This is a genomic window from Bradyrhizobium sp. USDA 4473 (assembly GCF_054063335.1).
In genome coordinates, this window is sequence record NZ_JBSSGE010000001.1 from 2019271 (window position 1) to 2044034 (window position 24764).

The following is a 24764-nucleotide window of genomic DNA, read 5'->3' on the forward strand; positions in this document are numbered from 1 at the left end:
TCCCTGCGGGATCGGTGCGTCGTTCGCACATCCGCTGTTCTGTCGTCCCGGCCTGGTGCGCACGGGAGCCGGTATGACATTATGTTGCTCCGCCCGGTGAGTGATACGCGCGCATTCTCGCAATGCTTGCGCCAGCCCGCCCGGACCGCCGTCATTGATTTGCGCTTGCGTCCGGCCAGCACGCCGCAGGAATCGCCTGCGGCGTCAACCAGGCCGCCAGGCGCGGCTGGCGCCTTGCCAATTTATCTAATGTTTTCAATACATTGGGGAAATCTTGCGCCGGAGGCCCGCGCTCCCTTGCAAAATCCGGCTGAGCCCTTCAAGAGAGGCCTCCCGGAGAGATGGCCGAGTGGCTTAAGGCGCACGCTTGGAAAGCGTGTGTGCGGGAAACCGTACCGTGGGTTCGAATCCCACTCTCTCCGCCATTTCTACGCCATAGCCCTCCCCTGTATCCGATTCCCCGAATCTACCGCGAATCCAACGAAAATTTCCGCGAAGTTGCGCGATGCTTCGCGCCAACTCGTAGTTTTTCGCCGTGGGTTCGGAGGAGGGTTCTTCCGCCACCACAACGGTTTCCTCTGCCTCGCATTCTTCAAAGCGATAATAAAACAACGAGTAGCGCGACGAAGGCCATTGTGGTCAGTCCGCGATCATATCCTTGCATCATGAAAACCGTAGGTTTTGACCGCGGGTTTGGAGGACGGATTTTGCGAGGGAGAACATTTGGCAAGTAAGCTCCAACCGCTCGACATCGAACGTGAAACTTGGCCCCGCAACTAACCTGACGGCTGAGGCGCGTCGTGGATTTGGATATGAGCGCGAGCAGATCGGATATCTGCGCAATTAAAATGATCATTATTCGGAGCGCCAGCAGAGCAGATTCGGTGCAAGCGCTCATGAGATCTTCCCTCGTGCCTTGTTTGCCGCAGACCATCGACGCTCGATTTCCCTCACCGCAACTTTCATGCTGGGCAAATACTTCTTCGCGGCGACCTCGGGCGTCATCGACGACGAGAAAAAGATGAGGTTGAGGCTGCCGAGTACGGGGCCACCACCTGGGATGGCCAGCGCGATGGCGCTGATACCAGCCTCCGATCCACCGACGGACGAGGCGTATCCATCTTCTTTCGTCTGCAGGAGGATTTCGTTGATGAAGCGACGATCCTTCGCCAACCCTGCGTCTTCTTCGACGAGGGTGGCGGTCAGCTCGAGCATCTCGCGGCGCAGCGCAGGCGTCGAGGCGGCCAGGATGGCCTTCCCCAGGGCGCTCCGGACCAAGGATCTTCTGCGGCCGACCATCGAGCGATGGACCGAGAAGGGGCTGAAGGGATGCGTGCTCTCTCGGATGAGGACCGAGCCAAGTTCGAAGACGCCGAAGTCGCTTGGCCACGAAACCTCGTCGAGCAAGCCGAACATGGCTGGCAGCGCTGCCTGGCTTGATAGGTCGCGTGAAGAAACGCCTTCGCTGAGGGTGCGCACTTGGGGCGTCAAGCCGAACAGAGCGTTCATTTCGTCGAACGTTACGTAGCCGTCTTCGCGGAGCGTATCGAGTAAACGGTAGCAGGTTGTCCGGTTGAGGCCGGTCCTCTTCGCGAGTTGCACGACGTTCGATGGCCCGCTCGCATTGAGCTCATTGATCAGGGCCAACCCTCGGGAAAGTGCCCTGACGTTGCGGTGCATGATCGCCTCCGGACGTGTTCGCTGTGCGAACATTTCACAGACTCCGATGGAATCATAGTGCGATCGGCGGCAATCCATCGCCCAACCCGCTGAGAGAGGCGGCGACGGGAGGAAACGATGGTTCATTCAAGTTTTTATTTGTCCGCGGCCGTGTGCTTGGCCCTCGCAATGCCCGCTGCGGCCCAGAGCGCCGGTGGCAACGCCAATCTGAGCGGTGGGAAAGTCAAGGTCGGTGTCCTGACGGACATCGCCGGCCCCACGGCGATGGCGAACGGCAAGGGCTCGGTGATCGCGGCCGAGATGGCCGCCGAGGACTTCGGCGCGGGTCTCAACGTCGAGGTGATCTCGGCCGATCACCAAGGCAAGCCCGACGTCGGATCGCAGATCGCAGCACGCTGGTTCGACGTAGAGGGCGTGGACGCGATCGCCGACATGCAGGGATCGCCGATCGGTTTCGCCGTGCAGAACATGGCGGCGCAGAAGAGCAAGATCATGCTGTTGTCCGGTTCGACCTCCTCGGACTTCAACGGCAAGGCCTGCTCGCCGCTCACGGTCCAGTGGACGGTGGATACCTACAATCTCGCGAAAGGTGCCGCCAAGTCCGTGGTCGAGGCCGGCGGAACGAAGTGGTATTTCCTCACGGTGGATCAGGCGTACGGCAATGCCCTGACGCGCGATACGTCCGAGCAAGTCAAGCTCAACGGCGGGCAGGTGGTCGGCAACTCCGTTTTCCCGCCGAACACGTCCGATTTCGCATCGTTCCTTCTCACCGCATCCAATGCCGGTGCAAACGTGATCGCGATCGCGGCGTCGAGCGGCGATACGGTCACCGCGATGAAACAGGCGGACGAATTCGGTCTGAGCTCCACAGCCAAGATCGTTCCGCTTCAGTCGGTGCTGACGGACGTCTACGCGGTCGGTCAGAAGATCGCGCACGACGCCTACGAAGTGTCGCCGTTCTACTGGGACCGCACACCCGAAACGCGCGCATGGGCCGAACGCTTCTTCGCCAAGGCCAAGATCATGCCGACCGGATTCCACGCCGGCGTCTACTCCTCCGTCGCGCACTATCTGAAGGCGGTGAAAACCACGGGTACCGACGACGCTCCGACGGTGATGAAGCAGATGGAAAAGGAGCGGGTGCACGACTTCTTCGCGGCCGACGGCTACATCCGCGAAGATCGCAAGATGATCCACGACATGTACCTGCTGCAGGTCAAGAAGCCCGGCGAAAACAAAGGCCCCTGGGATCTCTACAACGTCATCCAGACGCTGCCCGGCGAGTCCGTGAATCGCCCGCTTTCCGACAGTCCGTGCCTGCTGGTGAAGAAGTAGCCGCCAGCCATCGTTCGACAAATCAGCTTGGCGTTCGAAGGAATCCGATCATGTCAGTCGCCATCGTCTGCGCTTCGCATACTCCCCTGATGTACAAGGGGCCGGCCAGCAACGAAACCGAGCAACGCGTCCGAACCGCGTTCGGACGGCTCGGGGCCTTCGTGAAGGAGTTCGCACCGGACTACATCATCCAGTTCGCACCCGATCACTTCAACGGCTTCTTCTACGACTTGATGCCCTCCTTCTGCGTCGGGGCCGGAGCAGTCTCCCTGGGCGACTGGGGAGGCGGGACGGGCCCGCTGGATGTTCCGGAGCAAACGGCACTCGAGCTCATCGACCACGTGCGGGCCGAGGACTTCGACGTCGCGGTGTCCTACCGCATGCCGGTCGATCACGGCTTCGTCCAGCTTTGGGAAGCGATGCTCGGAGACTTCAAATCAATTCCGATCCTGCCGATCTTCGTGAACGCCGCAGCGCCGCCCGTTCCGACCTACCGCCGTGCTCGGCAACTCGGTGAATCGGTCGGCCGGTTCGCGGCACGTTCCGGCAAGCGGGTGTTGTTTGCCGCGTCGGGTGGCCTCTCGCACGATCCGCCGCTGCCGTCGATCAAGGATGCGCCGCCCGAAATCCGCGAGCGGCTGATCAACGGCCGGAATCCGACGGCCGAGGCCAAGGAGGCCCGCGAGAAGCGCGTGCTCGAGGCGGGTGTTCTCGCCGAGGCGGGCAAGGGGCCCTGCCAGCCGCTCAATCCCGAGTGGGACGCGGAGTTCATGAACATCCTTCGCAGCGGCCAGATCTGGCGCGCGGACGCCCTCAACACCGGCAAGGTCCGCGAAGTCGCGGGGCGCGGCGCCAACGAGGTGCTCGCATGGGTCGCCGCCTTCGGCGCCTTTTCCACGGGCGGCCACTTCAAGATGGAGCAGGAATTCTACGAAGCGATTCCGGGCTGGATCGCCGGCATGGCGATGATGGCGGCGAAGCAGGCCGACGGTGCTCATTGATCGACTAAAGCCCGCGCGAATGCGGGCATCGCGGAGCAGGCAAATGGCATACGAAACGGACGTGCTCATCATCGGCGCCGGCCCCACGGGCTCGACGACCGCCCTGGCGCTCGCCAATTGCGGCGTTCGCAGTCACATCGTATCGCGCGGCAACTGGATGGCCGACAGCCCGCGCGCTCACATCACCAACCAGCGCGCCAACGAGGTCTTCCGCGATCTCGGGATCGCGGAAGACGTGGCCCGGTACGCGAGCCCCTGGGAGCTCATGGGCGACACGACCTTCACGACCAGCCTGGCTGGCTGCGAGCTGATCCGAATGCGGACCTGGGGGACTGGCGACGATCGCCGCGGCGATTATCTGCGTGCAAGCCCCTGCGGCATGGTCGACATCATCCAACCATTGCTCGAGCCAATTCTGTTCCAGAAGGCGGCCGAGAAGGGCGCGACCTTCGCGTTCAACACCGAGTACGTCCGGCATGAGCAGGATGCGGGCGGCGTTACGGCCACGCTGCGCGATCGCCTCGACGGGCGAGAGTACACCGTCCGCGCGCGTTATATGGTCGGCGCGGACGGCGCGCGCTCGATGGTGGTGGACCATCTGGGCCTGCCGATCGAAGGACAGATGGCGCGCGCCGGCACCGTCTACACCGTCTTCAACTGTGACCTGACCAAATACAGCAAACATCGGCCGAGCATTCTGAACTGGATCGTGACGCCGGATGCTAGCTTCGGCGAAATCGGCATGGGCCTGCTGCGGGCCGTGCATCCCTGGACGCAGTGGATCGCCGGTTGGGGTTTCGACATCAGCAAGGGCGAGCCAGACTTATCTCCGGACGCGATCATTCCAAAGATAAAGGTTCTGATCGGCGACCCGTCCGTCGACATCAACATCGTGCGCACATCGATCTGGTACGTGAACCAGGCCTACGTGACCCAGTATTCGAAGGGCAGGGTGCACTGTGGCGGCGATGCGGTCCACCGGCACCCGCCGTCGAGCGGATTGGGCAACAACACCTGCGTCCAGGACGCCCACAACCTCGGTTGGAAGCTCGCCTATTCGGTGAAGGGCTGGGCCGGTCCGAAGCTGCTGGAAAGCTACTCGCAGGAGCGGGCGCCGGTCGGAAAGCAGATCGTGCTGCGGGCGAACCAGTCCCGGCTCGACTACGCCCCGCTGAACGCATGCTTCAGGGTGCAGGGCGCGGAAAACCCGGTCGCCGCGGGCATCGCACGCTTCCGCGACCCAGGGCCGGATGGCGTGGCCGCCCGGAAGGCGGCGCAGGCAGCGCTGGACCTCAAGCAGACGGAGTTCAATGCCCAGGGCACCGAGATGAACCAGCGGTACGAATCCTCGGCCGTGATCCCGGACGTCGGTGCCAAGCCGGAGGAGTGGCGGCGAGATCGCGGCCTCTACAATCAACCGACGTCGCGCCCCGGTGCCAAGATTCCGCATGCATGGCTCGTCGACCGTGACGGCTTGCGCGTGTCGACGCTCGACGTGACCGGAAAGGGCCTATTCACTGTCGTGACCGGCCTCGCCGGCGGGGCATGGAAGGAGGCGGCGCTGCGCCTCGATCTGCCATTCCTCCGCGTCGTGTTGACGGGCTCGCCGGAGGCGCAGGACCTCTATTGCGAGTGGCAGCGCATCCGCGAGATCGAGGAAGCCGGAGTTCTGCTTGTTCGCCCCGATGGCGTGATCGCCTGGCGCGACATTGAGGGAACGTCCGACGCAAGCGCGGCCCTTGACCGGCTCAGCGCAGCAATCCGAACGGTCCTGGATCTTCCGGACCTCTCAGCGGTCCCGCGACAGAAACCATCCTCTCCATCGAAACCCAGCGGCACCCCGCTTTTCGCCTGACGTCAACGAACGAGATCCAGCTATGAGCGACACGAGACCAGAAAACTTTTCCAGCGTCTGGGCCGATCTCAGGGGCATTTCCTTCAAACAGCACTTCATCAACGCCGGCGGGATTCGCACTCGCTGCATCGAGTCGGGCGATCCGTCCAAGCCGCTCGTCCTGGCGCTGCACGGCGTCGGCGGCCATGCAGAGGCATACTCCAGAAACTTCGGTCCGCACGCTGATCACTTCTGGTTTGTCGCCATCGACATGCTGGGCCATGGATGGACCGACAAGCCGGCCATCGACTACCAGGTCAAGGACTACGCCGATCATGTCCTTGCCGTCCTCAAGACGCTCGGCAGGGACAAGGCGATGATCAGCGGTGAGTCGCTCGGCGGCTGGGTCGCGACCTATCTCGCGGTGCATCGTCCGGCCGCGGTCGAGAAGCTTGTCCTCAACACTGCCGGTGGCTGGACGGCGCACCCTCACGTGATGGAGCGGCTGAAAAAGCTGTCCAACGAGGCGGCGTCCGATCCCTCCTGGGAACGGATCAAGGCACGTCTCGAATTCCTGATGTGCGACAAGAGAATGGTTTCGGACGATCTGATCGAGACCCGTCGCGCGATCTACGCCCAGCCGGGATTCGCCGACACGATGAAGCGGATCATGTGCCTGCAGGAGATGGAAATCCGCCGGCCCAACATGATCACCGCCGACCAATACCGGTCGATCAAGGCGCCGACCATGGTCGTATGGACCTCGCATGATCCGACGGCGACGCCCGAGGAGGGGAAGCAGATCGCGGACATGATTCCGGGCTCGAAATTCGTGGTCATGAACCGCTGCGGCCACTGGCCCCAGTTCGAGGACGCAGAGCAGTTTAATCGGCTCCACATCGAATTTCTGCGGACCGGCAAATAAGGATCGTTCAGATGAATCAGCAAGCCAAGCACAGCGAACTCGCCGCTCAGATTCGCGCCGCTTACGCCGGTACTCCGATCGCGCCCATTCGACCCCAGTTGGCGGACCTCGACGTCGATGGGGCCTATACCATCCAGCAGGAGAACACCGCACATTGGGAGAAGGAAGGCCGGCGCATGGTCGGAAGCAAGATCGGTCTGACCTCGCGCGCCGTGCAGAAGCAACTCGGGGTAGACAGGCCGGATTTCGGAGTTCTCTTCGCCGATATGATCGTGGGCGAGGACGAGCCTGTCGCTGCGGGGCGCGTGCTTCAGCCGAAGATCGAAGCGGAAGTGGCTTTCCTTCTTGACCGGGACGTCGAGGTCGAAACACCGACGGTGGCCGACGTGCTGCGGGCGGTGGCCTACGCGATGCCAGCCCTCGAGATCGTCGGCAGCCGCATCACCAATTGGGACATCGGCATCGTCGATACCGTCGCCGACAACGCGTCGTCTGGCCTCTTCGTCCTGGGAGGGCCTGTGCGCCGGCTGGATGGGTTGGATCTCCGCGCTCTCCAGATGCAGATGACCAGGAAGGACGAGGTCGTCTCGAAGGGAACCGGCGCGGCCTGTCTCGGCAATCCGCTCAACGCGATGGCGTGGCTCGCCGGCGAACTGGCCCGTCGCAAGCGGCCGCTGCGCGCCGGCGACATCGTGCTTTCCGGAGCGCTCGGGCCGATGGTCGCGGTGAACCCGGGGGACGCGTTCGAGGCCAACATCGCCGGTCTTGGCACCGTCTCGGCCCGGTTCGCATAAGGATATCCAAAGGAACACCAAATGAAGCTCGTCAGATTCGGCAATCCCGGCGCCGAAAAGCCGGGGCTTGTCGACGATCAGGGGCGCCTGCGCGACTTGTCGAATGTCATCGCCGACCTCACCCCCGCCAACCTGTCGCGTTCAGCGCTGCAGAAGATCGCTGGGATCGCTCCATCCACGCTTCCGCTCGTTGCCGGCGAGCCCCGTTTTGGCGTGCCGATCGCAGGCGTCGGAAAATTCATCGCGATCGGTCTGAACTATGCCGATCATGCGGCGGAGGCGAACCTTCCGCTGCCCTCCGAGCCCATCGTCTTTCAGAAAGCGATCACTTCGCTCAGCGGACCGAACGACGATGTCGTTATGCCCAGGGGCTCGAAGAAGTCCGACTGGGAAGTGGAGCTCGGAATCGTGATCGGCACGCGAGCTTCCTACGTCGAGCGCGCCGACGCGCTCGAACACGTCGCGGGCTACTGCATCGTGAACGACGTGAGCGAGCGCGAGTACCAGATGGAACGCGGCGGCACCTGGGACAAGGGCAAGGGCTGCGACAGCTTCGGACCTGTCGGGCCGTGGCTGGTGACGACGGACGAGGTCACCGACCCCCAGGCGCTCGACGTCTGGCTCGACGTCAACGGGCAACGCATGCAGGCGGGCAACACCCGGACTATGATCTTCGACTGCGCTGAGATCGTCAGCTACGTCAGCCGCTTCATGACGCTGATGCCCGGCGATATCATCGCGACGGGCACGCCGCCTGGCGTAGGCATGGGCAAGAAGCCCGCTGCGATCTACCTCAAGCCGGGCGACGTCATGACGCTCGGGATCGAGGGTCTCGGGACGCAACGTCAGCAAACCCGTGAGTGGTCGCCCGCTGCGGGGCCGCGGTCGTGACGGTCTATAGCGGAAGATTCGAAGGACGGACGGCCGTCGTTACCGGCGCGGCGTCCGGCATCGGTCGCGATGTGGCCCGGCGCCTGGCGGCCGAGGGCGCCCAGGTCTCCATGTGGGACCTTAATGCCTCCGTCCTCGCAACAGCAGCGGCGGAGGCCGGCGCGGCACACACGCAGTCGCTCGACGTCGCGGAAGAAGACGCCGTCGATGCGGCTATGCGGCGGAGCATCGATGATCTGGGCGGCCGGCTCGACATTCTGGTAGCCAGCGCCGGCATCACAGGGCCGAACGGAGCCGTGAAAGACTATGCCGGCAGCGATTGGCGCAAGGTCTTCGACGTCAACGTCAACGGAGCTTTCTACTGCAATCGCGCTGCTGTCCGCGCGATGGAGAAGGGTGGCTACGGTCGCATCGTGAACGTCGCTTCGGTCGCAGGAAAAGAAGGCAACCCGAACGCTTCGGCCTACAGTGCGTCCAAGGCCGCCGTGATCGCGCTCACTAAATCGCTGGGCAAGGAAACGGCCACGACGGGCGTCCGCGTCAACTGCATCACGCCGGCTGCGATCAGAACGGCGCTGTTCGACCAGATGACGCCCCAGCACATCGATTTCATGCTTTCGAAGATTCCGCTCGGACGGTTCGGAACGATCGAAGAGGCGACATCGCTCGTCTGCTGGCTCGCGAGCGAGGAGTGCTCGTTCAGCACGGGCGCCGTATTCGATCTCTCGGGCGGGCGAGCAACTTACTAGCCGGGCGGTCCGTCATGTTCGCGCCGCGAACGGTTTGCGTGGACGGAGCCCGCCGCACTCATCTTCGTCTTGATTGGAGCGAGGCGTTGAGTACGCGCGAACTCCTCTAGGAAACGGCAATGACAGTAGCGCAACTCGTGGGTTTGGGTTGCGTAAGGTCAAAAATGCTTTATGTTTCAATGGGGATTGACTGACACTCTCTCCGCCAGTCTCAGCCCGTCCGGCCCGCCGAGCCTGCTTTGAGCAAACCGAACTCCGCCAGGCTTCGGGCGCGAGCGGGGACCGCATCCGCGGGACTTCGCGGCGCCCGGCCCAGCGTTCGGCGCGCCTTTTCGCTGGATGCGTTCTTGCGCTTTCCGAGCTCCGGCAACAGACCCTTGACCCCCGGGATCGAACACGGCGACCGCGCGCGTGAGCCAATCCGGCAAGGAGCGGGTGGAAACCCTCCCCGCGTTATCGCCAGCGGCCTTCTTGAGCAATTCGGCCATCTGCAGGACGCTCATGAAGTCGCCGCCAGTCGCAAGAAACCTCTCTCCACATGCTGCTGGGGCGGTCATCGCCCGCAAGTGCAGGTTCGCGACGTCACGTGCGTCGACCACACCAAACCAGATGTCGGGGGGCAACCCGCCCCCGTCACCAACACGCGCGTCGTGCTATTGAGCCCTTCGTAGCCGAAACGCAGCGACAGCGGCAGCAGCCAAAATTGCAATGCTCAGCCAGATGATGACGTCTCCAATCCTGTTGTAGATCGTCGCGCTTCCTTTGGTTGGCACATCTGCATACATGATGTGGCTCTCCGGTCCCGAGGTGTCCTGTGTTGCAAGGACATGGCCGAGGCGATCGAAAGCCGCCGATTGGCTGTAGTAGGCGGCGCGGATCAGGGCGTAGCCATTCTCGATTGCTCGCACGCGCACCCATTTCAGCGTGTGCGAGGAGCCGATTTCGGGCCACTCGAACCCTGGCACCAACATGACATCCGCGTCCACCCGCGACTGCGAGGGGAAATCGGCGTCGAAGCAGATGACGTTGGTCAAGCGGCCGAAAGGCGTTTGCGCAGTGGGTGCCGGTCGTGTTCCCGGAGCAACCGGTTCGAGGAGAGGAACAGGATGGCGCTTGTCATAGGACCAGATTTCCTTGCCGTCAGGACCGATCAGCTCACTCTGATTCCGAGCGAACGGCTCTCCGATGGCGGCATCAATGAAAATCTTCTCCGAGCGCGCAACGTCTGCGATCTTGACAAGAAAGGCGGATTTGTCGGCATCACTGAGTATTGGTGCCGCTGTCTCGGACCAGAGCACGACTTTGGCGCCGCTCCAGGCAGCCTCGCGCGTGCTTCGGAGCAGGTCGTCTTGCACAAGCGAATAGGCAGCTCGCACCAAATCCGTGGGCGCGCGCGCCACTTCACTCTTGTTCGCGAAAAGAAGTGTATTGGCGTGCATGACGGTCATCGGATCGGCGTATGAATTTGGAGCAGCGGATCGACCTTCGATCATCGCGCGCGCGGCATTTTGCGCGTACATGCTCGGCGTGATCGTCGCCATGCGGACGTAAGCTTTTGGCGTCGGCGTGAATGCGAGCCGCAAACCCCCTCCGATCAGAACCACGCCTAGAACGGTACCGTAAGCGATCGCTACGGATCGTCGCCTGGAATCGCGCGGGCGCTCCCACATCCAGTTCACCGTCGTTGCAAACCAATTGATCAGAAATCCAATGCTGTACGGTCCGAGCACGGAGGTCAGCTGCAGTACCGACAGATATTCGGTCTGCGTGTTGGCGCGCAGGCCATACATGCCTCCCAGCGGGCTCAGCGTCGCCACCAAATATTCCGTGCAGGCCCAGGCTGCCGGAAATGCCAGAAGTTTACCGAGAACACCAAGGTGGGGCGTGAGTATTCGATCGGCCACATATGGCAGCGCGAATACGGCGCCGAACACGATCGCTATCGCATAATCCGGAGCGGTCATCGCTCTGTCGTTCAGCTCGATCGCCCAGAACAAGGCGTTGGCCAGGGAAGCCAGCCAAATGGCCGGGATCGCGACGCGTAAACGGTTGATGCGTACAAATCGCAGCAGGAATACCGGAGCAACCCAAGCTGCCAGTGCGATGTCCCATCGCCCGCCGACGGCGAACATCGAGGTGAACGCTCCTGCAATCAGCCATAGTAGCGACTGGTTGCAGGCGGGAGCAGCGACCGCAACTCTCGCGCTGTCGTCCTCAAATGCGTGTGTAGTCATCGGGCGCTCCCTCCTTTGGCTTTTCCGGCCGATCGGTCGACGCTACACTTTCAACCTAGGTTCAAGGTCAAGGAGGTCCGATGCGGATCGGAGAGCTTTCAAAAAGGACCGGCATCTCGCCGTCCCGCATCCGGTTTTACGAAAAGCGCAAAGTGCTTCCCGCCGCGATCCGGCGTGAGAATGGCTATCGAGACTATCCGGAAACGACCGTGAAAATTCTCAGTCTCATCGATGGATCGCAGCGGCTGGGTTTTTCCCTTGGCGAAATCCGAAAGGGCCTCAGCGACGCCGCGCCCAATTATCCCTCGCGCGCAGCGATGGTAAAGGCACTAAGAGGAAAGCTGGGCCGTATCGACCAGCATATCAAGGAGATACAAGCCCGGCGGCGTGAGATCGCAAAACTAATAAAGGTAATGGATCGTTGAGGGCGGTGTAAACCCAGCTCCCATTCGCGACAGAAGCTTATATCTCGAGCTCGAATTTCCGAGTTGGATGAGCCAAACCCGCTAGACTGGTTCGGGTCGTGGCTCAAGTTGTGGTTTAGCACCCGGCGATCGATGTGCAGAATAGCACGCGATCATTCGTGCGTGAACGTCTCTCGTCCACGCGTCGATCGGGACTGTAACGGATGGCCGCAGGTCAACAGTTCCGAGAGCAGCGCCGTCAAGGTTGCAGCTTCCGATGTGCCGAGCCGGTCAACGACGTCCTGCTGGATAGATGCGCCGAGCGCGCCGATGTCGTCGAAGCGCGCAGCGCCCCTGCGCGACAGGAAGATCAGCACCTTGCGCCGGTCGAACGGATCGGGACCGCGATACACGTCGGCCGACGCGACCATTCTGTCGATCACCTTGGTCAGGGTCGGACCATCGACCAGCAGACGGGTCGCCAGATCTCCCATCGACAGGCCGTTCTGCTCGGCCAATGCCTCGAGCACGCGATACTGGTGGAGCGACATGTCGTGCGGCTTGAGCTGGGCTTCCAGCGCTTGCTCCAGCTGACGATGCACGCCCCGGATCAGGTCGGGTAGATCCATGGAGGTCCTTGGCCAGTTTATTTGATATTTCAACATTTGATTTCGACTATAAATTGGTGTGCCCGGAAAGCAAATCCGGTTGGGGCTGCTCAATGAATGGGCAGGCTCGGCGGCAAACATCGGCAAGACAGGCGGCGAGACTGCGAGAATGATCGCTTCTGCTGCAAAACCGGCCCGGTTGCGCGCGGGATCGCGGTTGGCATGATTCGTGAGTGGTATCTCCGTCGGAATTGCGGAGAGGCCATTGTTGCGTAGCGTCCGGATATGTCTGCTCATCCCACAAAGCGGCGCGGCGGGACTGTGGGCGCCGTCGGCCGAGGCGTGCGGACGTCTGGCGGTCGACGAAATCAACCGGATGTCGGGCATCCTGCGCCGGCCGGTCGAACTCTGCGTCATGAATGCCGGCGAGAGCGGCGCAAGTGCGGGGCAGGCGGCGCGCGACGCCATCGACCTTCATGGCGCGGACGGCATCGTCGGGATGTTGCCGAGTTTTGCGCGGGACTCCGTGGTGAACGCGGCCCTCGGTCGCGTTCCATTCATCTATACGCCGCAGTTCGAAGGGCTGTCGTCGCCGTTCGACGTCATGACGACCGGCGAGACCGCCGACGAGCTGCTCGCGCCGGCGATCCAATGGCTCTCGGAATCGAAGCACGCGCGCCGCTATTTTCTCTGCGGCAACGACTACATCTGGCCGCGCTCGTCGCTCAGGATCGCGCGCGCGCTGATCGCCCGCTTCGGCGGCAGCGTGACCGGCGAGCATTATCTGCCCGTCGGCCTGCATGATTTCGATGAGATCCTGGACCGCATCAAGACCACGCGCTCGGACGTGGTGGTGCCGATGTTCCTGGGGCTGGACTGCATCGCCTTCAACCGGGCGTTCTGTGCCGCCGGCCTGAGTTCGCACGTATTGCGGTTTTCCTCCGCGGTCGACGAGACCATCATCTACGGGCTCGAGCCGGACGAGACCGAAAACCTCTATGCGGCGTCGAGCTATTTCGCCTCGATCCGCTCCCGCAACAACGGCGCCTTCCTGGAGCGCTATCACACCGCGTTCGGTGACAGTCCGCCGCCGGCCAATGCTTTCGGGGAGTCCTGCTACGAGGGGATCTATTCCCTCGCCGCCCTGATCGAGGAAGCCGGCAGCCTCGATGCGCGGCAACTCAGCCGCTTTTACGGGCGGACCAGCCAGCAGCGCACGGCACGCGGCGATGATGCGCGTCCGGTGGTCGGAGTCCGGCATCCGATCCATCTCGCCCGGCTCGACGGCTACGATTTCTCGCTGGTCGCGTGGCGATAAAGCGCTTGCATTTTCAAATATTGTCATTTTAATAGTTTCCATATCAAGCACCGCCAACTTGGGGGCCTCCATGAGTTTCTCGCGTCGCCGCTTCCTGCAGCACTCGGCCATTGCAACGACGACGCTGATCGCGGCGCCCGCGGTCTTCCGCTCCGGCGCGCTCGGGGCCGAGAACCCGATCGTGGTCGGCAGCCTGCACGATCAGTCCGGGCCGATCGCAGCCTCCGGCACGCCGATGGTCTACGCCCTGCAGCTCGCCGTGGACGAGATCAACGCCGGCGGCGGATTGCTCGGCCGGCCGCTGAAGGTGATCCACTACGACACCCAGTCGAACATCCAGATGTATTCGCAATTCGCCCAGCAGCTCGCGGTGAAGGACAAGGTCGACGTGGTTCACGGCGGCATCACCTCGGCCTCGCGCGAGGCGGTGCGCCCGACCTTCGACCGCTTCAAGGTGCTGTACTTCTACAACGTGCTCTATGAGGGCGGCGTCTGCGATCGCAACACCTTCTGCACCGGAACGACACCGGCGCAGACCGTGGAAAAGCTGGTGCCGACCGCGATGAAGAAGGCCGGCAAGAAGGCCTACATCATTGCCGCCGACTACAATTACGGTCAGATCACCGCGAAGTGGATGACCAAATACGTCAAGGACAATGGCGGCGAGGTGCTGTCGACCGACTTCTTCCCGCTCGACGTCACCAATTTCGGCCCGACGATCTCGAAGATCCAGGCCGCCAAGCCCGACCTCATCCTCTCGGCGCTGGTCGGCGGCAACCACACCGCGTTCTACCGGCAGTGGACCTCGGCCGGCATGAAGGGGAAGATCCCGATCGCGTCGACCACGTTCGGCCTGGTCAACGAGCCGACCACGCTCGATGCGGCCGAAAGCGACTCCATCCTCGGCGCCTACGGCTATTTCGAGGAGCTGACGACGCCGGCCTCGAAGAGCTTCGTCGAGAAGATCAAGAAGGCGCATTCCGACACGCCCTATATCAGCGAGCTCGCCGCCTGTACCTACGAAGGCGTCATGCTGTGGGCGGCCGGCGTGCGCAAGGCCGCCAGCATCGACCGCATGAAGGTGATCGCGGCGCTGGAGGATTCCATCTCGTTCGACGGGCCGAGCGGCAAGGTCACGCTCGACAAGGCAACCCATCACACCATCCGCAACGCCTTCCTCGCCGAGGTGAAGGACCGCAAATGGTCGGTGCTGGAGAGCTACCCGGACGTCAAGCCGGCCGACACCGCGAGCGTCTGCGATCTGGTCAAGAATCCGAACGACATCAAGCAGTACATCATCAGTCTCTGACGTCTTCTGGCCCCGCAGCGCGGCGGGGCCAGCGCACTGGACTGCCGGAAGGACCTTACGAATGGCGATCTACGTCATACTCGGGCTCGACGTTCTGAACGGAATCGCCTCGCTGTTCCTGCTGTGCCTCGGACTGGCAATCATCTTCGGCATGATGAAGATCATCAACCTCGCCCATGGCGAGTTCGTCATGCTCGGCGCCTACGCGACCGTCATCTCGGCCAACGCCGGAGTGAACATCTGGATCGCGATGCTGGTCGTCGCGCCGCTGTTCGTCGGCGTCGTCGGCCTCGTCATCGAGCGCTGCCTGATCCGGTTTCTCTACGGACGCCTGGTCGATTCGATGCTGGCGACCTGGGGACTGAGCCTCGCCATCATCGGCATCATCACGACGATCTACGGCAATACCCAGCAGGGCGTGCCGACGCCGCTCGGCGGCTTCTCGATCGGCTCGTATCAGTCGAGCTACTACACGCTGTTCCTGGCCGGCATGGCCGTTGTCATGATGGCGCTGGTCTACGGCGTCATGCGCTATACCAGGTGGGGCCTGATCGCGCGCGCCACGATGCAGAACCCGGCGATGGCAGCGACGTTGGGGGTCAATCCGGCGCGGGTCTATATGAGCACCTTCGCGGTCGGCGCCGCGGTCACCGGCCTTGCCGGCGGCCTGCTGGCGCCGGTCTCGGGGATCACGCCCGGGATGGGCGGCGCCTATGTCGCCAAGGCCTTCATGACCGTGGTCGGCGGCGGTGCGGCGATCCTGTCGGGCACGATGTCGGCGGCCAGCCTGTTCGGCGCCGTCAATCAGATCGGCGCCTACTTTACCACGCCCGTATACGGCGAGGTTTTGGTGTTCACGGCGGCGATCGTCCTGATCCGCCTGCTGCCGCAGGGCATCTCCGGCCGCTTCTTCAAGGGGACGCTGTGATGCCGCCCCGCTTTCGCCTCGCGGCCCAGGCGGCTGCGATCGTCGCTGCGATCATCGCGATCGCGCTGGTTCCGTCGGTGATCGAACTGTTCGCGCTGATGCAGCTGACGCTGTTCGCGGCGATGTCGGTGCTGGCGCTCAGCCTGGCCTTCATCTGGGGCTTCGGCGGCATCCTGTCGTTCGGACAGACCGCGTTCTTCGGGCTCGGCGGTTACGCCTATGCGATCGCCGCGATCAATTTCCAGGACTCGACGCCGGCGATCCTGCTGGCCGTCATCGTTCCGCTGCTGTTCGCGGTGGTGCTCGGCTATTTCATCTTCTTCGGCCGCATCTCCGACGTCTATCTCGGCGTGATCACGCTTACCGTGACGCTGATCCTGTTCAACTGCATCAACTCGACGTCCGGCGACAGCTACCGGATCGGCCAGGCGCTGCTCGGCGGCTTCAACGGCATTCCGGCAGTGCCGACCTTCAACGTGCCGTTCCATCCGGGCGAGATGCTGTCGCCCGAGCAATCCTGGTGGACGACGGCCGGCGCGCTGCTTGCCGTGTTCCTGTTGCTACGTCTGTTGCTGTCGCTGCCGGCCGGCCGCGTCATCGTCGCGGTGCGCGAGAACGAGACCCGCGCGTCCTTGCTCGGCTATGACCCGCGCGTCGTCAAGCTGCTGACCTTCAGCCTGGGCGGCGCGATCGCGGGGTTGGCCGGCGCGCTCTATGTCAATTGGGGCGCGTTCGTCGGTCCGACCATCTTCAGCCTGTCGCTCTCGGCCGAGATCATCATCTGGATCACCGTCGGCGGCCTCGGCACCCTGCTCGGTCCGATCGTCGGCTGCGTGCTGATCGAGTACATCGTCGCCTATATCGGCTCGCAGCAGGCGCTGAACTCCAATCTCGTCCTCGGCGCCGTCCTGATCGTGTTCGTGCTGCTGCTGCCCAAGGGGCTGGTACCGACGGCGCGCGATCTCCTGCTCAGGCTTGTGCCGCAGCCGAAAGCGAAAGCGTCTCTCGAAGAGGAACCGATGTCATCGCCGACGGTGGCGCCGCACCCGGCTGGAGCAGAATAGAAATGGCCGAACTCGTCCCCCTGCTCAAGGCCGAGCATCTCACGATGCGGTTCGGCGGCGTGGTCGCCAATGACGACATCACCTTCACGCTGGAGGAGATGGAGCTGCGTTGCCTGATCGGCCCGAACGGCGCCGGCAAGAGCACCTTCTTCAAGATGCTGACCGGCCAGCTCACCCCGACCTCCGGCACCATCGCATTTCGCGGCGAGGCCATCGCCGGCCGGCTGTCGCACCAGATCGCCCGGATGGGGATCGGCATCAAGACCCAGGTGCCGAACGTCTTCAACGGCCTGTCGGTGCGCGAGAACATCTGGCTTGCGGTCCGCCGCAAGGCGACGCCGCGCGCGCAGGCGCCCGCCGTCAATGCCGTGCTGGGGATGATCCGCCTGACCGACCACGCCGACCGCATTGTCGCGACATTGTCGCACGGCCAACGACAGTGGGTGGAGATCGGCATGGTGCTCGCCGCCGAGCCCGATCTGATCCTGCTCGACGAGCCGGCCGCCGGCATGACCGACGAGGAGACCGCGCACACCGCCGCGATCATCCGCGAGATCAACCAGACCCATGCCATCATCGTCGTCGAGCACGACATGGAGTTCATCAAGCAGATCGCCAAGAAGGTGACCGTGTTCCATCAGGGGCGCGTGCTCGTGGAAGATACCGTGAGCAAGGTGCTGGCGGATCAGCGGGTGCGCGACGTCTATCTCGGCAAGAAGGTGGCGGCATGAACGCGCTGCTGGAGGTCAGGGATCTGCGCTCCGGCTACGGCCGGATTCCGATCCTGTTCGGCATCGACATGACGGTGCAGGACGGCGAGTATCTCGGCATTCTCGGCCATAACGGCATGGGCAAGACCACGACGTTACGTGCCTTGATGGGCCATCTGCCGACCACCGGCGGCACGGTCGCCTTTGCCGGCAAGACCATCACCCATCTGAAGCCACATGAGCGGTCCCGACTCGGCATCGGTCTGGTGCCGCAGGGCAGGGAGATCTTCCCCGACCTCAGCGTTGACGAGAACCTGCGGATGGGGCTTGCGGCGGCACCGAAGGAAGATCGCACGGTGATCGACGCGGTGCTGCAGGACTTTCCGCGCCTGGTGCGCCTGCTCGACCGGCGCGGCGGGGCGCTGTCGGGCGGCGAGCAGCAATTGCTCGCGCTGGCGCGCTGCCTCTGCACCAAGCCGCGGCTGATCCTGCTCGACGAGCCGACCGAAGGCATCCAGCCGTCGATCATCGAGGAGATCATCGAGACGCTGCTCGCGCTGAAGAAGCGCTGGAGCATGTCGCTGATCGTCGTCGAACAGAACCTCGAATTCATCACCTCGCTGTCCGACCGGGTGCTCAATATCCAGAAGGGACGCATCACGGAAGAGCTCGACCGCAACAGCCTGATGGCACGGGATGCCGCCATGAGCCCGAGTTAAGGCCCGTTCCGGCGCAGCCGCGCCGGCCACCGCGATGACTGATTTCTGTCTGCTCTGCCAGCTTGTCCGCACAAGAAAGGATGACTCATGTCTATCAAGCGCCCGAATGCCGAGGATGTCGCCGAGCTCGCCGCGAGCCTACACATGAACATGTCGGTCGAGGAGGCCTCCGACTATCTCGCATTGATGGGCGGCATGTTCGATGCGTATGACGTCGTCGATGAGCTCCCGAATCCGCTGCCGCCGGTGAAATATCCGCGCGTGCCCGGCGGCAAGCCGGCGCCGAGCGAGAACAAGTACGGCGCCTGGGCGATCAAGACCGAGGTGAAGGGCGCATCGAGCGGCAAGCTTGCCGGCCGCACCGTCGTGCTGAAGGACAACGTCGCGCTTGCCGGCGTTCCCATGATGAACGGCTCGACGACGCTCGAGGGCTTCATTCCAGCTGCCGACGCGAGCATCGTGACGCGGATCCTCGATGCCGGCGGCACCATCGTCGGCAAGGCGGTGTGCGAACATTTCTGTCTGTCGGGCGGCAGCCACACCTCCGATCCGGCGCCGGTTCATAACCCGCTCAAGATGGGGTATTCCGCAGGCGGCTCGTCCTCGGGCAGCGCTGCGCTGGTTGCGGCCGGTGAAGTCGACATGGCGATCGGTGGCGACCAGGGCGGCTCGATCCGCATCCCGTCGTCCTATTGCGGCATTTACGGCATGAAAGCGACGCACGGCCTGGTTCCCTACACCGGCGTGATGCCGATCGAATCGACGATCGATCACACCGGCCCGATGACGGCGAACGTCGCCGACAATGCGCTGCTGCTGGAGGTGCTGGCCGGTCCCGACGGGTATGATCCGCGGCAGTATGCGCCGAAGGTCACGAGCTATACCGAGCTGCTCAACCGCGGCGCCAAGGGCCTGAAGATCGGCGTCCTCAAGGAGGGCTTCTCGGCGCCGAACATGCAGGAAGGCGTCGTCGCCAAGGTCAAAGCCGGGGCGGAGCGCTTCGCCAAGCTCGGCGCCAGCGTGTCGGAGGTTTCGATCCCCGAACACATGCACGCGCTCGCGGCCTGGAATCCGATCACGCTGGAGGGCTTTCTGGTTCAGATGATGATCGGCAACGGCATGGGCTTCAACTGGAAGGGGCTCTACGATGTGGGCCTGGTCGACGCGCATTCCGCCTGGCGCGACCGTGCCGACGACCTGTCGCAGACGCTGAAGCTCTGCATGCTGGTCGGACAGTGGGGCGTCAGCCACTATCGCGGCCGCTATTACGCGAAGTCCCGCAACATCGCGATCGCCGCCAAGGCGGCCTACGACAGGATGTTCGGGTCGTACGATTTGCTGCTGATGCCGACCCTGCCCTGCGTCGCGACGCCGATTCCGGCGAAGGGGGCGCCGTTGGCCGAAGTGGTCCAGCGTGCCTTCGAGATGACCGCCACCACCAGCCCGTTCGACGTCACCGGCCACCCCGCCATGACCGTGCCTTGCGGTCTCTCGGACGGCCTGCCGGTCGGCGTGATGCTGATCGCCAGGGATTACAACGAGGCGACCATCTATCAGGCGGCCAAGGCCTTCGAGGCCGACGGCGACTGGAGAAAGTTCTGATGATCACGATCACCGCCATCATCAGGGCGAAATCCGGCCGCGAGGCCACGATGCGCGACGCGTTGCGCGACGTCGCGGCCCATGTCGCGGCCAATGAGCCGGAGACGATCGGGTTCTTCATCTCGCAAAGCGAGGACGATCCCTGCCTGTTCACGACCTATGAGCGCTTCGCCGACAGGGCCGCGATGGATCGTCACAACGGGTCGGCCGCGGTGGCGACCTTCTTCGGCATCGCCAAGCCGATCCTCGACGGTGAGGTCACGCTGGTGACGTCAAAGGAGGTGTCGGCGACGGTGCGTTAAAGCATGATCCGGAAAAGTGCAAAGCGGTTTTCCGAAAAGATCATGCTCAAACAAAGGGCTAAAGCGCGATGACGATTCAACCAAATCTCATCGCGCTTTAGACCGGCGCCGGATCAATTGCGGGAGAACATCGTGACGTTACGGCTTCATGGCATTATCGGGAGGTCCGACGACACGGCCTTTGCGCGCCGCCTCCATCATGTCGAGCATCACGGTGGCATCGAACTGCTGTTCGTGCCGCCTGCGGATGTCGGTCGCAAGCGCTTTCGCCTGACGACCGATCGCGGAACCGACTGCGCGGTCAGCCTGGATCGCGATGAAGAGTTGGTCGATGGCGCGCTGCTCTTTCTCGCGCATGATCGCGCCGTCATTGTGCGTTTTGGCGAGCAGCAGACCTGGCGATTGAAGGCCACGGATCAGGCGGCGGCGCTCAAGCTCGGATGGAATGCCGGAAACCTGCACTGGCGGGTCCGCTTCGACGGCGACTGGCTCGTCGTGCTGCTGGATGGTCCGCTCGAGACGTATCGCGCGCGCATCATGCCGCTGCTCGAGACCGGCGAGGTGATGGAAGCCGATGCTGTTCGATAGATTGCAAGCGCTGGCGCTGCTGCAGCTGGGCGATAGCGCCTATCCGGCCGGCGGCTTCGCGTTCTCCTGGGGACTTGAAGGGCTCGCCGCCGACGGCATGCTCGCCAATCGCAACGAACTCGACCGTATCATCTCCGATCAATTGGTGCGGCGCTGGGCCACCATGGATCGCATCCTGCTGCGCAGCGCCTTTCACGCGGCGGGTTGCGATGCGATTGCTGCGGTCGATCGGCTCGCCGAGGCGGCAACGGTGTCGGCCGAGATGCGGGAAGGTTCGCGTCGCGCGGGCAGGGCGCTGCTTGGGGTCTGGGTCAAGCTCGATGGCCCGCTATCGGTCGCTTACCGCAGGCTGGTGTCATCGGATGCGCGGCTCGGTCATTTACCGGTCGCGCAGGCCGTGGTCTGCCGCGATGCCGAATTCAAGCTCGATGCAGCGGAGTTGATGTCGGGCTGGACGCTGGTGACCGGTCTGGTCGGTGCCGCGGTACGGCTCGGCGTCATCGGTCATGTGGAGGCCCAGCGCAGCCAGGCGGTGGCGCGCGGATTGCTCGCGAACCTGCTGGCGGAAACGCCCCGGCCGGACGCGCAGCCGGCGAGCTTCACGCCGTTCATCGACATTGCGGTGTCGCGCGGGCCGCTGCGTCACGTTCGGATGTTCACGACATAGGAGAGGTGGCCTCGTCATGATGAACCTGTCGCCGACCGAGACGGATCGTCTTGTGATCTTCAACGCTGCGCAAATGGCGCGTCGCAACCGTTCGCTCGGGATCAAACTGAGTCACCCCGAGGCGGTCGCCTACATCACCGACGAGGTCATGACGGCGGCGCGGCGTGACCTGCCCTATGCGGACATTCGCGACATGGCAGGCCGGCTGCTGACGGTCGACGACGTCGAGCCCGGCGTCGCGCCGATGATCCCGATGCTCTACATCGAATGCCTGTTCGCCGAGGGCACCAAGGTGATGGCGGTGTTCGAGCCGATCGCGCCCAGCGATAGTGCGGTCGCCGAGGATCTCGTTCCCGGCGAGATCATCGCAGGCGGCGAAGACATCGAGAGCTTTGCGGGCCTGCCGGCGATCACCATCGAGGTCGTCAACACCGGCGACCGCGACGTCCAGGTCCGCAGCCACACGCATTTCTTCGAGGTCAATCGCGCCTTGCGTTTCGATCGCGCGGCGGCCTGGGGCATGAAGATCGATCGGCCGGCCGGCGCCGGCATCCGCTTCGAGCCGGGTGTCACCAAGTCGGTGCGCCTCGTTCCGATCGCGGGCGACCGGGTCGTGCTCGGGCAGGCCGGGCTGGTCAACGGTCCGCTGGATGCGCCGTCGGCGCGCGACGCGGCGCTGAAGCAGGCCCGCGCCCGCGGCTATCAGGGAGCCTGACCGTGGCCATCCTGACCCGCCGCGCCTATGGCGAACTCTACGGCCCGACCAAGGGCGATCTGGTGCGGCTCGCCGACACGAGCCTGCTCGCCGAGATCGAGCACGACTACACCACTTACGGGCATGAGCTGCTGGTCGGTGCCGGCAAGAACCTGCGCGACGGCGAGGGCGTCAACGGCTACCGGACGTCCTCGCACAAGATCCTGGATGCGGTGATCAAGAATGCCACGATCGTCGATGCGGTGACCGGGATCGTGAAGGCCGACATCGGCATCCGGGACGGCCGCATCGTCGGCATCGGCAAGGCGGGCAACCCCGACGTGATGCCGGACGTGCATCCCGATATGGTGGTCGGCCACACCACGGCGCCGATCGCCGGCGGTCCGTTCATCGTCACCGCCGGCGCAATCGAGTCACACGCCCACCTGATCTCGCCCGAACAGTCCGACCATGCCCTCGCGGGCGGCACGACCACGTTGGTCGGCAACGGCTCGGGTCCGGTTTTCGATGTCGGCAGTGGTGCCGCCGCACCCTTTGCGCGCTTCCTCCAGGCGATCGAGTTCTCGCCGCTCAACTACGCGCTGTTCGGGCGCGGCGGGTCCAATCCGGAAGCCGTCGAGGAGGCGGTGGCGGCCGGCGGCATGTCGGTGAAGATCCACGAGGATTTCGGGGCCGCTCCGGCCGTGATCGACCAGAGCCTGGTGGCGGCCGACCGCAACGATTTCGCGGTCCACCTGCACACCGATTCGATCAACGAATACGGCTTCTGCGAGGATACGATGGCCGCCGTCGATGGGCGCACCATCCACATGTATCACGTCGAGGGCGCCGGCGGCGGCCACGCGCCGGATCTGCTCAAGGTCGTGTCGTGGGACAATGTGATTCCCTCGTCCACCAATCCGACCAATCCGTACACCTCCTACGGTATGGAGGAGGGCGTGCCGATGACGATGATCTGTCATCAGCTCAACTACAATGCGCCCGAGGACGTGATGTTCGGCGAAGCGCGGGTGCGCGCACAATCGATGGCCGCGGAGGATTTCCTCCACGACATGGGCGCGATCTCGATCTTCGGTACCGATACGCAAGGCATGGGACGGCTTGCCGAGAATGTCGCCAAATGCTGGCAGCTCGCCAGCGTGATGAAGGACCGGATCGGCCGCCTGCCCGAGGAGAAAACCGTTCGCGCCGACAATGAACGCATCAAGCGTTATGTCGCCAAGCTCACCATCAACCCGGCCATCGCGGTCGGCATCGACCACATGGTCGGCTCGGTGGAGATCGGCAAGATGGCCGATCTCGTGCTCTGGCCGCGCGCGTCTTTCGGCATCAAGCCCTACATGGTGATCAAGAACGGCTTTGTCGTGTGGGCCGCCATGGGCGACGGCAATGGCAGCCTTGGCCTGTCGGAACCGATGATCCAGAAACGCATGTGGGGCGCGCTTGGCGCCGCGCCGCAACGTCTGGGCGTCAACTTCGTGTCGAAGCTTGCCATCGATGCCGACGTCGGCCGCAAGCACGGCCTGACGCGCGATCTCGTCCAGATCAGGAACGTGCGGAAGCTGCGCAAGGCCGACATGGTGCGGAATGCGACGAAGCCGCATGTCGAGGTCGATCCGCAGACCTTCGAAGTCCGCGCCGACGGCAAGCTATTGATGTGTCCCCCGGCTACCAAGGTGCCGCTTGCCAGGCGGTATATGCTGCGATGAATCGAATCACGCTAAGAGGCGAATCGAGCGCTGCACATATCGCGGCCGCGCGGGTCGGGATCGGAGGGCCGGTCGGCTCGGGCAAGACGGCGCTGGTCGAGCGGCTGATCCCGGCGCTCAAGGCGCGCGGCATCGATATTGCCGTCATCACCAACGATTTGGTCACCGCGGAAGACGCCGAGCGGATCCGGCGATCCGGGCTGATCGATCCTGCTCGGGTGTCGGCGGTCGAGGCGGGCGCGTGCCCTCACACCGTCATTCGCGAGGACCCGACGCTCAACATCGAGGCGGCGGACGAACTCGAGCGGCGCTTTCCCGGCGTCGAGCTGATCCTGCTGGAAAGCGGCGGCGACAATCTGGCGTCGACCTTTTCGCGCGATCTGACCGATTTCTGGATGTTCGTCATCGACGTGGCCGGGGGCGACGATATCCCGCGCAAGCGCGGGCCCGGCGTCATCCGCGCCGACCTCCTTGTCATCAACAAGGTCGATCTGGCGCCTCATGTCGGCGTCGACCTGGAGCGCATGCGTCGCGAGGCCCTGACTGTTCGCGGCGATCGTCCGGTGCTGCTCACCAATTGCCGTCGCGGCGAGGGGATCGATGCGATCGTCGATCTGCTCGAGCGCGAGGTTCTGTTCAGAACGTGAGGCCGGCGGCGACAGCGGACGATCTGCGGCT

The 24764-nt window shown here is 63.6% G+C and carries 24 protein-coding genes and 1 tRNA gene; 22 read left to right on the forward strand and 3 right to left on the reverse strand.

Annotated elements, in window-relative coordinates:
* Positions 1-335 precede the first annotated feature (335 nt).
* Positions 336-425: transfer RNA gene (locus tag ACVW17_RS09435), tRNA-Ser, on the forward strand.
* Positions 426-894: 469 nt separating this feature from the next.
* On the opposite strand, the gene ACVW17_RS09440 is transcribed toward ACVW17_RS09435, so the two are convergent.
* A complete protein-coding gene (locus ACVW17_RS09440) occupies positions 895-1680 on the reverse strand; it encodes a helix-turn-helix domain-containing protein (protein WP_456751625.1) in 786 nt (261 codons plus the stop codon).
* A gap of 168 nt (positions 1681-1848) precedes the next feature.
* Between ACVW17_RS09440 and ACVW17_RS09445 the strand changes: the two genes are divergently transcribed.
* Genes ACVW17_RS09445 through ACVW17_RS09475 form a run of 7 tightly spaced genes read left to right on the forward strand, consistent with a single transcriptional unit; the run spans position 1849 to position 9209 of the window.
* On the forward strand, positions 1849-3015 hold the full coding sequence (locus ACVW17_RS09445) for an ABC transporter substrate-binding protein (RefSeq protein WP_456751626.1): 1167 nt from the start codon (positions 1849-1851) through the stop codon (positions 3013-3015).
* A gap of 50 nt (positions 3016-3065) precedes the next feature.
* A complete protein-coding gene (locus ACVW17_RS09450; protein ID WP_456751627.1) occupies positions 3066-4016 on the forward strand; it encodes a 3-carboxyethylcatechol 2,3-dioxygenase in 951 nt (316 codons plus the stop codon).
* Positions 4017-4059: 43 nt separating this feature from the next.
* A complete protein-coding gene (locus ACVW17_RS09455; protein WP_456751628.1) occupies positions 4060-5871 on the forward strand; it encodes an FAD-dependent monooxygenase in 1812 nt (603 codons plus the stop codon).
* 22 nt (positions 5872-5893) lie between these two features.
* Positions 5894-6775, forward strand: a complete 882-nt coding sequence (locus ACVW17_RS09460) for an alpha/beta fold hydrolase (protein WP_456751629.1) — start codon at positions 5894-5896, stop codon at positions 6773-6775.
* Between the two features lie 11 nt (positions 6776-6786).
* Positions 6787-7569, forward strand: coding sequence for a 2-keto-4-pentenoate hydratase (locus ACVW17_RS09465; RefSeq protein ID WP_456751630.1), 783 nt, complete (start codon positions 6787-6789; stop codon positions 7567-7569).
* 21 nt (positions 7570-7590) lie between these two features.
* Positions 7591-8460, forward strand: coding sequence for a fumarylacetoacetate hydrolase family protein (locus ACVW17_RS09470; protein WP_456751631.1), 870 nt, complete (start codon positions 7591-7593; stop codon positions 8458-8460).
* Positions 8457-9209 (forward strand): SDR family NAD(P)-dependent oxidoreductase, encoded by a 753-nt coding sequence (locus ACVW17_RS09475; protein ID WP_456751632.1) that lies wholly within the window; start codon positions 8457-8459, stop codon positions 9207-9209. Before ACVW17_RS09470 ends, ACVW17_RS09475 begins: the two co-directional genes overlap by 4 nt.
* A 653-nt stretch (positions 9210-9862) precedes the next feature.
* On the opposite strand, the gene ACVW17_RS09480 is transcribed toward ACVW17_RS09475, so the two are convergent.
* Positions 9863-11443 (reverse strand): nitrilase-related carbon-nitrogen hydrolase, encoded by a 1581-nt coding sequence (locus tag ACVW17_RS09480; protein ID WP_456751633.1) that lies wholly within the window; start codon positions 11441-11443, stop codon positions 9863-9865.
* A gap of 80 nt (positions 11444-11523) precedes the next feature.
* Between ACVW17_RS09480 and ACVW17_RS09485 the strand changes: the two genes are divergently transcribed.
* Complete coding sequence (locus ACVW17_RS09485) at positions 11524-11868, forward strand: MerR family transcriptional regulator (protein ID WP_456751634.1); 345 nt, start codon at positions 11524-11526, stop codon at positions 11866-11868.
* 152 nt (positions 11869-12020) lie between these two features.
* Here the strand turns inward: ACVW17_RS09485 and ACVW17_RS09490 are convergent, their stop codons facing one another.
* Positions 12021-12842, reverse strand: coding sequence for a MarR family winged helix-turn-helix transcriptional regulator (locus ACVW17_RS09490; protein WP_456751635.1), 822 nt, complete (start codon positions 12840-12842; stop codon positions 12021-12023).
* Between ACVW17_RS09490 and ACVW17_RS09495 the strand changes: the two genes are divergently transcribed.
* The 13 genes from ACVW17_RS09495 to ureG all read left to right on the forward strand — a co-directional run bounded on the left by ACVW17_RS09495 (position 12724) and on the right by ureG (position 24733).
* The gene (locus tag ACVW17_RS09495; RefSeq protein ID WP_456797050.1) at positions 12724-13773 is read left to right on the forward strand and encodes a substrate-binding domain-containing protein; all 1050 of its coding nucleotides are present in this window, start codon (positions 12724-12726) and stop codon (positions 13771-13773) included. The genes ACVW17_RS09490 and ACVW17_RS09495 overlap by 119 nt on opposite strands.
* A gap of 70 nt (positions 13774-13843) precedes the next feature.
* Positions 13844-15082: an urea ABC transporter substrate-binding protein gene (locus ACVW17_RS09500; RefSeq protein ID WP_456751636.1), complete on the forward strand. Its 1239-nt coding sequence runs from the start codon at positions 13844-13846 to the stop codon at positions 15080-15082.
* 61 nt (positions 15083-15143) lie between these two features.
* Positions 15144-16010, forward strand: a complete 867-nt coding sequence (locus ACVW17_RS09505) for a branched-chain amino acid ABC transporter permease (RefSeq protein ID WP_456751637.1) — start codon at positions 15144-15146, stop codon at positions 16008-16010.
* Positions 16010-17074: a branched-chain amino acid ABC transporter permease gene (locus tag ACVW17_RS09510; RefSeq protein ID WP_456751638.1), complete on the forward strand. Its 1065-nt coding sequence runs from the start codon at positions 16010-16012 to the stop codon at positions 17072-17074. The genes ACVW17_RS09505 and ACVW17_RS09510 overlap by 1 nt, the downstream gene beginning before the upstream one ends.
* Before the next feature lie 2 nt (positions 17075-17076).
* On the forward strand, positions 17077-17805 hold the full coding sequence (locus ACVW17_RS09515; RefSeq protein ID WP_456751639.1) for an ATP-binding cassette domain-containing protein: 729 nt from the start codon (positions 17077-17079) through the stop codon (positions 17803-17805).
* Entirely contained in the window at positions 17802-18503 is a 702-nt protein-coding gene (locus ACVW17_RS09520) for an ABC transporter ATP-binding protein (protein ID WP_456751640.1), read from the forward strand. The genes ACVW17_RS09515 and ACVW17_RS09520 overlap by 4 nt, the downstream gene beginning before the upstream one ends.
* Positions 18504-18590: 87 nt before the next feature.
* Positions 18591-20105, forward strand: coding sequence for an amidase (locus tag ACVW17_RS09525; protein ID WP_456797051.1), 1515 nt, complete (start codon positions 18591-18593; stop codon positions 20103-20105).
* Positions 20105-20407, forward strand: a complete 303-nt coding sequence (locus tag ACVW17_RS09530) for a putative quinol monooxygenase (RefSeq protein WP_456797052.1) — start codon at positions 20105-20107, stop codon at positions 20405-20407. The genes ACVW17_RS09525 and ACVW17_RS09530 overlap by 1 nt, the downstream gene beginning before the upstream one ends.
* 132 nt (positions 20408-20539) lie before the next feature.
* Positions 20540-20995 carry an urease accessory protein UreE gene (gene ureE / locus ACVW17_RS09535; RefSeq protein WP_456797053.1) on the forward strand — a complete coding sequence of 152 codons (456 nt, stop codon included), beginning with the start codon at positions 20540-20542 and terminating at the stop codon, positions 20993-20995.
* Complete coding sequence (locus tag ACVW17_RS09540; protein ID WP_456751644.1) at positions 20982-21662, forward strand: urease accessory protein UreF; 681 nt, start codon at positions 20982-20984, stop codon at positions 21660-21662. Before ureE ends, ACVW17_RS09540 begins: the two co-directional genes overlap by 14 nt.
* Before the next feature lie 16 nt (positions 21663-21678).
* Complete coding sequence (ureB, locus tag ACVW17_RS09545) at positions 21679-22377, forward strand: urease subunit beta (protein ID WP_456797054.1); 699 nt, start codon at positions 21679-21681, stop codon at positions 22375-22377.
* 2 nt (positions 22378-22379) lie between these two features.
* Positions 22380-24086: an urease subunit alpha gene (ureC, locus tag ACVW17_RS09550; protein WP_456797055.1), complete on the forward strand. Its 1707-nt coding sequence runs from the start codon at positions 22380-22382 to the stop codon at positions 24084-24086.
* Positions 24083-24733, forward strand: a complete 651-nt coding sequence (gene ureG, locus ACVW17_RS09555; RefSeq protein WP_456797056.1) for an urease accessory protein UreG — start codon at positions 24083-24085, stop codon at positions 24731-24733. The genes ureC and ureG overlap by 4 nt, the downstream gene beginning before the upstream one ends.
* Positions 24734-24764 lie beyond the last annotated feature (31 nt).